This window comes from uncultured Caballeronia sp., from assembly GCF_964243625.1.
In the GTDB taxonomy this organism is placed as follows: domain Bacteria; phylum Pseudomonadota; class Gammaproteobacteria; order Burkholderiales; family Burkholderiaceae; genus Caballeronia.
In genome coordinates, this window is sequence record NZ_CAXTGZ010000668.1 from 1 (window position 1) to 3,212 (window position 3,212).

4 protein-coding genes are annotated in these 3,212 nt (G+C 58.1%); 3 read left to right on the forward strand and 1 reads right to left on the reverse strand.

The features are described from left to right. The first annotated feature begins 46 nt into the window (after positions 1-46). The 3 genes from ACFFAR_RS28965 (at position 47) to ACFFAR_RS28975 (ending at position 2,401) form a co-directional block, all read left to right on the forward strand. Entirely contained in the window at positions 47-973 is a 927-nt protein-coding gene (locus tag ACFFAR_RS28965) for a helix-turn-helix transcriptional regulator (RefSeq protein ID WP_375508986.1), read from the forward strand. Positions 974-1,082: 109 nt separating this feature from the next. Further along, on the forward strand, positions 1,083-1,778 hold the full coding sequence (locus ACFFAR_RS28970; protein ID WP_062171824.1) for a fumarylacetoacetate hydrolase family protein: 696 nt from the start codon (positions 1,083-1,085) through the stop codon (positions 1,776-1,778). Positions 1,779-1,861: 83 nt separating this feature from the next. Next, positions 1,862-2,401, forward strand: coding sequence for a DUF1003 domain-containing protein (locus tag ACFFAR_RS28975; protein WP_174365458.1), 540 nt, complete (start codon positions 1,862-1,864; stop codon positions 2,399-2,401). 89 nt (positions 2,402-2,490) lie between these two features. Here ACFFAR_RS28975 and ACFFAR_RS28980 read toward each other — a convergent pair whose 3' ends face one another. Further along, the gene (locus ACFFAR_RS28980; protein ID WP_375508987.1) at positions 2,491-3,012 is read right to left on the reverse strand and encodes a hypothetical protein; all 522 of its coding nucleotides are present in this window, start codon (positions 3,010-3,012) and stop codon (positions 2,491-2,493) included. Positions 3,013-3,212 lie beyond the last annotated feature (200 nt).

Consider the following 3,212-nt stretch of genomic DNA (forward strand, 5'->3'; position numbering starts at 1 on the left):
CGCCAGCCCTTAAGGGAAACGGAATCTCGCACAACAATGCGTGCCAATGAGCGCAATCGTCAAACGCTCGTCCCGAACCTATGCGATGCCCGAGCGCAGTGATCGCCTCGACTTTTATATTCGCGACCAGACCTTACGCTCCGCGATTACGGAACCGCACAAGCACGACTACTTCCAGATCCAGATCAATCTGGGGGGCGACACGCAGCAGCATATCGGCGATGTAACCCGTGCGTTTCCAACCGGAGCCGTCGCGTTTATCGCGCCGCATCTGGCGCATATGATCCCGCATCCGGCGCAATCGCGGTTTATCGTGATCAACTTCGCGCTGGATTTCCTCGGGCTCGATATCGATGCCTACGATGGCCGTATCGACCTGAACAACGTTCCTGTCGTCCGCTTTCCGGAGCTGGCGCCCTTCCGCTTTCAGAGCGAGCTGGATTTCCAGCTCGCGCCGGCCGATCTCGCCGAGGTGGAACGCATCGTTCGGGTCATGATGGACATCGATGGCACGCGGGGATTTGGCGCCGTCGGCCGCTTGCGCGGATACCTGCTGCAGTTGATCGGACTGGTTTGCGCACGATACGCGGACTCGTTGCTGCAACTCGCGGCGCTCAGCGAGCGGGCCGTCAGCCGCCGCGACTCAGTCAGCAAGGTGATGCGCCATGTACTCAAGCACCTGAACGACGACGCGCTGTCCCTGCGATCCACCGCGGACGCCGCCGGTTTGACGACGGGGTATGTCGCGCGTTTGATGAAGAAGGAAACCGGACGCACTTTCGTGCAATGGGTCACGGACCAGCGAATCAGCCGCGCAAAAGCGCTGCTCGCCGACGATACACGCCGCGTGAAGGACATCGCTTTCCTGGTCGGCTTTCGCGATGAAGCCTATTTCACGCGGCGCTTTCGTCAGGCCGAGGGTTCATCGCCGACGCAATTCCGTGCAGCGCAATTTGCGGGCCGGTCAGTTTAGTCCAAGGCGCGGGCCGGTTTTGTCCTGCTATGGAAGATGCTCGAAGCATATCGTTCATGGGTGATGCAGCCTTTCTGCACCGACATCCCCATCTCTTCGAGTACCCGATATGACCGAATACGTCTTCGCCCCTTCTCCCATCGTTGCGGTTCCCATCGCCGGATCGACGGCGTCGTTTCCAGTGCGCCGCGTGTTTTGCGTCGGACGCAACTACGCCGATCACGCTCGTGAAATGGGCGCGAACCCGGATCGCGAACCGCCGTTCTTCTTTACCAAACCCACCGACGCCGTTGTGCCCGCGGCAGGAACGCTCGCTTATCCGATGCTGACCGAAGACCTGCATCACGAGATCGAAATGGTGATTGCGATCGGCAAGGCGGGGAGCAGGATCGATCCCAAGGACGCGCTCGATTACGTGCTGGGTTATAGCGTTGGCGTCGATCTGACGCGTCGCGACCTGCAGGCAATCGCCAAGAAAATGAGCCGGCCCTGGGACTGGGCCAAGGGTTTCGATGAATCCGCACCCGTCACGCCCATTCATCTCGCCGAGAAAATCGGCCATCCGGGAACCGGCAGGATCTGGTTATCGGTGAATGGCGCAACGCGGCAAACGGGCGATCTCGCCGACATGATCTGGCCGGTCGCGGACATCATCAGCCACGTGTCGCAAGCAGTTGTCATCAAACCTGGCGACCTGATTTTCAGCGGCACGCCGGCCGGCGTCGGCGCGTTGAAGCGCGGCGACAAGGTTGCGGGCGGGGTCGATGGTGTAGCGGAGTTTGAGTTCGAGATCGGCAAGGCGTAGGCGCTTTCCACTCTTTTCGTTCATGCGTTCGCTTGCCTGGATGTGTATAACGTCAACACGTATTCCATTCATCGCGAGCGACCATGAGCAAACCTTTTCCGCCCGACGAACACGGTGGAGACAAGCGCCACCATCTGCGTTTTCATCTGCCGCACATGCATCTTTCATCGGTATTCGGCGATGACTGGTTCGCGCTCAAAGCCGAACGCTTCGCACGGTTCTTCGGCACGCCCAGTTTTCTGATCGGACAGACAGTTATTGTCGCGTGCTGGATCGGGGTGAACGTCGCGGGCCTGACGAAGTTCGACATCTATCCGTTTATCTTGCTCAACCTCGCCTTTAGTCTTCAGGCTGCTTATGCTGCGCCGCTGATCCTGCTCGCGCAAACACGGCAGGCTGATCGCGACAAGGTGAATTCGGACGCCGACGCCCGACATCGGGAAGATATCGCCGCAGCGAACGAGGAACGCCAGAAGCAGGCGGCGAAGCAGGCGGATCAACTCGTCGCGCTGCTCGAGCAGAATACGCAACTCACCGAGATCACGCGGCAAATGAGCGAACGCATCGAAGCGCTGACGCTTGAGGTCCACGGCCGATTGGCGCAGGTGAATTTTAAAAATTAAGAGGTGTTCGGTCTCCCGTAAAGGCTCACCTTGGAAGATTCGGCTTTTACCGGTGCTGGAAACACTGGATTCAGGTGATGACGATCCGCTTACCAAAAACGAACGCGAAGCTGGAAACCCAGCGTAAAAGGCAAGTCGCTTGATGGTATCGGCGGAATCAAGATGATATTCGCGCCGATACGACCGTATTCGGCCATGATCAAAGGCGCAGCCACGGGCCCGACCTTATGATCGTGGCCAAATCCCCACTTGCCGTAATCGTAGCCCGAGATAACGCCGCCCATGACGGCGAGGCGGACGTAACCCCAATGCGTCAACTCCGGCGCCCACACGCCGCCGCCATAAAATGAAGGCGCTGAAAGCGAATTTCGAAAATATCCGCCAGTCACGGCCCACTGGGGCGAAACCCAACATTCCAAACCCACGCCCGGATTGAATTGATCAAAGTGTTTTTTAGGATGTACGTGGTATGAGCCGATCATGGCGTCGGCCCACAGGCCATCGCCACATATTTCGGCTGCGGTGCCGTAAGAAGGTACGACAAACGCTGCCAGCGCGAAAAGCACCGTTGGTAACAGAGACTTCTTGCGAATCACCGCTAACGTTTTCATTCGGCCCGGGCCTGTACGTTTACCTTCGCTCGGCAGTAGTCACCGAACGGGCGAGTTTTTTGGTATCAAATCCGAGCGGAACTGTACATGAACGTTATGTTTATTTGTGTGAAGCTGCGAGGGTTTCAGAGCCCTTGAGTCGCGATTCGTCGCAACTCAGATATCAGTGAGTGCTGCCAGCTATTGATATGCGCGTCTGA

Coding starts and splice junctions, on each gene's coding strand:
- ACFFAR_RS28965 (WP_375508986.1), top strand. CDS start 47: ATGAGCGCAATCGTCAAACGCTCGTCCCGAACCTATGCGATGCCCGAG.
- ACFFAR_RS28970 (WP_062171824.1), top strand. CDS start 1,083: ATGACCGAATACGTCTTCGCCCCTTCTCCCATCGTTGCGGTTCCCATC.
- ACFFAR_RS28975 (WP_174365458.1), top strand. CDS start 1,862: ATGAGCAAACCTTTTCCGCCCGACGAACACGGTGGAGACAAGCGCCAC.
- ACFFAR_RS28980 (WP_375508987.1), bottom strand. CDS start 3,012: ATGAAAACGTTAGCGGTGATTCGCAAGAAGTCTCTGTTACCAACGGTG.